The sequence below is a fragment of the Nocardia neocaledoniensis genome, assembly GCF_029868625.1.
In the GTDB taxonomy this organism is placed as follows: Bacteria; Actinomycetota; Actinomycetes; order Mycobacteriales; family Mycobacteriaceae; genus Nocardia; species Nocardia neocaledoniensis_A.
In genome coordinates this window covers 1-6,459 of record NZ_JARWOJ010000347.1, presented here as the reverse complement: position 1 = coordinate 6,459, position 6,459 = coordinate 1, and the positions used below count along the sequence as shown (strand labels likewise).

At 71.0% G+C, this 6,459-nt stretch carries 4 protein-coding genes; 2 read left to right on the top strand and 2 right to left on the bottom strand.

The annotated features are described in order from the left end of the window. Together QH270_RS27015 and QH270_RS27010 are read left to right on the top strand one after the other, a co-directional pair. Positions 1-730, top strand: a 730-nt coding sequence (locus QH270_RS27015) for a TerD family protein (RefSeq protein ID WP_280346870.1), incomplete at its 5' end; no start/stop codon positions are given. A gap of 28 nt (positions 731-758) precedes the next feature. Beyond that, positions 759-2,315, top strand: coding sequence for a TerD family protein (locus QH270_RS27010; RefSeq protein WP_280346869.1), 1,557 nt, complete (start codon positions 759-761; stop codon positions 2,313-2,315). Here the strand turns inward: QH270_RS27010 and QH270_RS27005 are convergent, their stop codons facing one another. Beyond that, a complete protein-coding gene (locus tag QH270_RS27005) occupies positions 2,316-3,995 on the bottom strand; it encodes a glycosyltransferase family 87 protein (protein WP_280346872.1) in 1,680 nt (559 codons plus the stop codon). 81 nt (positions 3,996-4,076) lie between these two features. Then, a partial coding sequence (locus tag QH270_RS27000) for a transglycosylase domain-containing protein (RefSeq protein ID WP_432420434.1) occupies positions 4,077-6,459 on the bottom strand: 2,383 nt, incomplete at its 5' end.

Here is a 6,459-nt window from a genome sequence, read left to right as displayed (position 1 = left end):
CGGTGGTGGCTACCCGCCGCCGCCCGCGCCCGCGCAGCAGCCGCCCGCGGGCGGTTACCCGCCGCTGCCCGGCCAGGGCTACCCGCCGCCCGGCCAGCCGCCGCAGGCGCCGCCGCAGCCGACCGGTGAGGTGAGCCTGAGCAAGGATCGCCCGGTCAGCCTGCAGAAGGGGCAGCGCGTCACGCTCCGCAAGGAGGGTGGCGCCGCGCTCACCTTCGTGAAGATGGGCCTGGGCTGGGACCCGGTGCGCACCCGCGGCATGTTCGGCAACCGCACGGTCGACATCGACCTGGACGCCTCGGTCTGCCTGTTCGCCGACAACAACCTCGTCGACGTGGCCTACTACGGCCAGCTGTCCTCCAAGGACGGCTCGGTGCGGCACCAGGGCGACAACCTCACCGGCGAGGGCGAGGGCGACGACGAGATGATCCTGGTCGACCTCACCAGGATTCCCGCGCACATCTCCACACTGCTGTTCATCGTCACCTCCTACAAGGGGCACACCTTCGAACAGGTGCAGAACGCCTTCTGCCGCCTGATCGATGGCAGCAACAACGGCGAACTCGCCCGCTACACCCTCGCCGGCGGCATGCCGTTCACGGCGATGGCCATGGCCAAGGTGTACCGGGTCGGCGCGGACTGGAAGATGCAGGCGCTGGGCGAGGGCTTCCAGGCCAAGCATCCCGGCGAGGCCGTGCCCCAGCTGGGCCGGTTCCTCGGCGGGAACTAGACCGCACGAACAGAGCAGGGCAAACGACGTGATTCACCTGAAGGCGGGCCAGAACACCGCGCTGACCGCCGACACCGTGCGGTTCACCGCACAGACCACCGGCGCGGTCGATCTCGGCGCGCTGGTGGTCGGCGAGGATCTGCGGGTCCGCGACGAGCACGATCACGTGTGCGCGTCGCGGCCGACCGCACCCGGTGTGCGCCTGGCCGACGGGGCGATCGAGCTCTCGCCGGCACAGATCAGGCCGGACGCGAACGCCGTGCTGCTGTTCGTCGCCGCGAGTCACGTGCTGGGTACTGTCACCGCGATGCTGGCCGAGAACGGCACGCCCGCGGCGGAATTCGTGATCGCCCCGAGCTCGGGGGAGAGCGCGCTGATCTGCCTCGAGGTGTACCGCCGCGGTGGCGCCTGGAAGCTGCGGGCGCTGGGGCAGGGTTACGACGGCGGCGCGGCGCGGCTGCTCACCGCGCACGGCGTCCCCGCCGCCGCGGCCATGGCGGACGCGCCGACCGCGCACAGCGTGCCGGTCGCGCCGACGCAGCCGACCGAGACGCTCGCGCAGCCGCCCGTCGGCGCGCCGGGTATCCCGCTCGAGGTCGACCACGGCCTGCAACGGATGTGGATGATCTTCGAGGACGCCGCTCGCTCGGCGGCCGCGCTGATCTCGGCCCGCGAGTACGCCACCAAGCGGCTCGATCAGGAGATGTCGGAAGCGGTCTCGAATCCGGCGACCCGCAACACCCCGGCCGCCGACGCCGCCAGGGCCGCCGCGCAGCGTCGCCACGACGACCTGGTCGCCATCGCCGATGCCGATCACCGGCGCGACAGCGACCAGCTCGGCCGCGAGATCGCCGAGGCCGACGCCGTGATGCCCGCCGCGCTCGCGTCCTGGCTCGCCCCGGCGTGGACGACGAAAGCCGTACGCAGCGACGGCATTCGGCTCGGTGAGCTGCACGCTCTCGACCGTGGGACCTTGCGCGTGCCGTATTGCGTTCCGGTGCCGTTGAACCGGCCGCTGTGGGTCGACACCGAGTCCAGCGCCGCCGCCTCGCGGGTGGTCGGCGCGCTGGTGGCCCGGCTCGTCGCCGCGCTGCCGGACAAGCCGACCAGGGTCGATCTCATCGACCTCACCGGTGGTCTGCGTGGGCTCGCCGCGCCGCTGGCGCCGCTGCTCGCCGGTCCGGTGATCGGCGACCACACCGAGATCCCGGCCCGGCTCGGCGAATTGGCGCACGCGGCCGAACTCGCCGAAATCGCTTACAACAGTGGACAGGCCGTGCCGCCGTCGGAGCACCGCATCCTGGTCGCCGCCGATTTCCCGCACGGCTACCAGCCCACCGATATCGTGCGGCTCGGTCAGCTGATGGTGCGTGGCGATCTCATCGGGCTCTCGCTGGTGATCGTCGGCAGCGGGGGCGTCGACTTCGGTGACGGTCCGCTGTCGCTGCTGGCCCAGTCGTGCCGTCATCTGCCCACGGTGCCGGGCACCCCGCTGTTCGATCCGTGGACCGGCAACGCCTGGGAGCTCGATCTCGACATGCTCCCGGCCGAGCCCGAACTCCAGGCCCGCTACCTGCGGATGTAGTCAGTCCCCGACCGCGGCGGGCCGCACGGCCGCCTGCGCCTGCCGTGGTCGCAGGAACTCCGGCAGCCACGGCAACAGCGGGTCGGGCGCCCGGTCGAGGATGCCGCCGGCGGGATCGTCGACGTAGTCGCGGCGCACCAGGTCGTCCTGCGGGCGCAGGATCTGGTGGATGATCAGCGCGCACAGGCCGATGACGGCGAGGTCGCGCACCACGACGGTGCCGGTGAACCACTGCTCGGGCAGGCCCTTGGCGTCCTCGCCGAGGTAGTAGAACATGCGCGGCACCCAGACCAGGGCGTCGATCGTCATCCAGGCCAACAGGATTCGGCGATGGGGCAGCGCGAGCACGGCCAGCGGGACCAGCCACAGCGAGTACTGCGGGCTCCAGACCTTGTTCGTCAGCAGGAACGCGGCCACGACGAGGAAACACAGCTGGGCCAGGCGTGGTCGCCGCGCGGCGGTCAACGCCAGGTAGGCGATGCCCGCGCAGGCGAGGACGAACAGCAGCAGCGAGACCGCGTTCAGGATGGTCGGCGCTTCGCCGTGCGCGAGTTCGCCGTCGAATCCGCTCCAGCCGGTGAACGAGGTGATCACGTTGTAGATCGAGTCCGGGTCGGCGTGCCGGGTGGTGTTGAGCCGGAAGAATTCCCGCCAGCCGTCCGGATACAGCGCCGCGATCGGCAGGTTCACCGCGATCCAGGTGCCCGCCGCGGCCACGATGGCGAGGGTGGCGGCGCCGAGCGGGCGCAGCGCGAAGAACTGTGTCCTGGCGGGGGTTTCGCGCAGCCAGGTGCGCGCGGAGGCGATGCTGTCGACATCGCGTAGCCGGAGACCCGCACGGGCCGCGGGTAGTCGCTGCATCGGGTCGGCCCGCAGGCACAGCACCAGGATCGGGCCGAGCAGCAGCAGCGGATACAGCTTCGCCGCGCCGCCGAGGCCGAGCAGCACGCCGGCGAGGACAGGCTTGCGGCGGGCCCAGGCCAGCAGGCCGGTGGCCGCGAAAGCCGTTGCCAGCGCGTCGAAATTGGTGAACGCGTGCACGATCACCAGCGGCGAGACCGCGATCAGTGCCGCGTCCCAGACCCGGCGTCCCGCCAGTCGCGAGGACGCCCAGATGGTGATCAGCCAGCCCACCGCGAGCCCGAGCGCGACGACGTTGAAGTAGACCACCACCGACAGCGCGCCGGGCAGCGGCAGGTGGTCCCAGACATTGCCGATCTGCATGGCCGCGTACTGGTACAGGCCCGACAGGACCGGATACTCCATGTACCTGACCTCGGTGCCGCCGTCGGGCGTGTCCTCGATCCAGGACTTCTTGTACGGGAACGCGCCCTCGTTGAGTCGTTCCGCGCCGTAGAGCGGGACGGTGTCGGAGTAGCACATGGCCACGTACTGGCGGCCGTCGGTCCAGTCCAGCATCAGGCCGCCCGCGCCGTCGCTGGTCTGCTGGATGCAGGGCGCCTTCGCGAACCAGCCCAGCGCCAGGAAGATCACCGTGAAGGCGAACATCACCCGCAGCGGCGTCCAGAACCGCACCCGGCCGATCAGCGCGTGATCGCCGACCGGGCCGCCGATCACCGTCGACAGCTGCGCGGTCAGCGAGTCGTTGCGGCTGGGCCGATCGCGCGCGTCGACCGAGCGCAGGTCGGGGGCCAGCTGGGCGGGCGCGACGTAGTGCACCGCGCGACCCTGCCGGGTATCACTCGACGCAGGCAGGTCCGCGAGTTGCTGATCGGTCACGACATCCGAGGCTACCGGTGGTTACCGGGATCTCGTCGGCGTGGTTCCGGCGCCGCCCTCGTCGTCGTCGTTCCCGGCGCGTCCACCTGGCCGCGTGCCACCGTTGTTGCCGGTGGTCGGGGCCGTACCCTCCGGGCCCGCCGTCGGCTGACCCGGCAGCGGACCGGTGGTGGTCTCCGGCGCCTGCTGCGAGGGCTGACCGGCGGGCTGCTGCACGCCGGGCACGGGGATCCGGATGCCGGGCAGGATCTCGACCTGCGACGGCACGATCACCGGGGCCTCGATGGTCGGCGGGGTGGTGGACGGCGCGGTGTAGGGCGCCGACCACTCCGGTACACCGGCCTGGCCCTTGATCGGTGCGGGCTTGGGGAACGACTCGTTCGGCGTGCCGGACAGCGCGCCGTCCATCGTCGCCTTCCAGATGTCGGACGGCAGACCCGAACCGTAGATGCTGCCGCCGCCGTAGTTGCGCAGCGGCTCGCCCTGCTCGGTACCGACCCACACCGCGGTCGACAGCGACGGCGTGTAGCCGACCATCCACGCGTCGCGGTTGCTGCCGGTGTCGCCCAGCTGGTGGGTGCCCGTCTTGGCCGCCGACTCGCGGCCGCCCGCCAGGTTGTGGTTGCGCGAGTACGCCGCGATCGGCTTCATGGCCGCGGTGGCGTTGTCGGCCACGGCCGCGCTGACCCGCTGCTCACCGGCGGGCTCGCCGCGGTCGAGCAGCACCTGGCCGTCGGCGGTGACGACGCGCTGCACGAAATGCGGCGCGTGGTACACGCCGGAGGCGGCGAGCGTGGCGTAGGCCGAGGCCATGTCCAGCGGACGCGACTGGTACTGGCCGAGCACGATGCCGTTGTTCGGGCCGGCGCCGTTGGGCTCGGTGAGGGTCTCGCCGATGCCGGGCAGTTCCTCGGGGATACCGAGCTTGTAGGCCATCTCGCGGATCTTCTGCGGACCGTTCTGCATGTCCAGCTGCATGCGGTAGAAGCTGGTGTTCAGCGACCGCTTGAGCGCCTCGGCGATGGTGCACATACCGCAGGACTCACCCTCGACATTGCCGATCTGGATGCCGTTGACGGTGATCGGCGAGCTGTCGTACAGCTGCGAGAGCGGGACGCCCTGTTCGAGGTTGGCCGCCAGGCCGATCACCTTGAACGAGGAGCCCGTCGGCAGGCCGGCGTTGGCGAAGTCGTAGCCCTGGCCGTCGTTGCCGCCGTAGTAGGCGCGCACGGCGCCCGTGCGCGGGTCGACCGAGACGACCGCGGTCCGCAGGTTCTCCGGCTCGCCCTCCAGCTTGGACTGCGCGGCGTTGACCGCGGCCTCCTGCGCCTTGGGGTCGATCGTCGTGGTGATCTGCAGGCCCTCGGTGTTGAGCTGCTGCTCGCTGATGCCCGCCGCGGACAGCTCCTTGAGCACCTGGTTCTTGATCAGGCCCTCCGGCCCCGAGTTCTGGGTCTCGTCACCCTGGGCGGCCAGCGAGACCACCTGCGGGTACTGCATCGAGGCGCGTTCGGCCGCGGGCAGGTTGTTGCCCGAGACCATGCCGTCGAGCACGTAGTTCCAGCGAGACTTGGCGCCGTCGGGGTTCTTCTCCGGATCGAGCAGCGAGGGCAGCTGGATGGTCGCGGCGAGGACGGCACCCTCGGACACGGTCAGCTCCTGCACCGGCTTGCCGAAGTAGGCCTTGGCGGCGGCGTCGATGCCGTACGCGCCACGACCGAAGTAGATGGTGTTCAGGTACGCGGCGAGGATGTCTTCCTTGCTCCACTGGCGGGCCATCTTGGCCGAGATCACCAGCTCGTGCATCTTGCGCTGCATCGAGCGTTCGTCACCGACCAGCGCGTTCTTCACGTACTGCTGGGTGATCGTGGAGCCACCACCGGCGCTTTCCTTGCCGAGGATGTTGTCGCGGGCCGCGCGCGCGAAGCCCGAGACCGAGAAGCCGGGGTTGGTGTAGAAGTCGCGGTCCTCGGCGGCGATCACGGCGTTGCGCACGTGCGGCGGGATCTGGTCGATCGAGACCTCGGTGCGGTTGCCCTGCGGTGGGACCACCCTGCTGATCTCGGTGGTGCCGTCACTGGCGAGAATCGTCGCCACCTGGTTGGTCTGCAGGTCGCCCGGCTTGGGCACCGAGACCGCCGTGTAGGCGACGAGGAACACCGCGCTCGGCACGACGATGGCGAGCGCCATCAGCACGTACATGGTCCGGCGAATGGCCCGCCACGGCATCTTCCTCACCGATCCACCATTACCGGAGCCGTCGTCGCCCCCGCCACCATCGCGGCGGTTGCGCGGTCCGGTCGGCGGTGGGGTGCCGCCCGCGCCGGTGGCGCGTCGCTCGCCGGTGGTCGGCCCGCCGGGACGACGGCCCGCGCCGGGGCGAGCGGCGGCGCCTGTCCCGGCC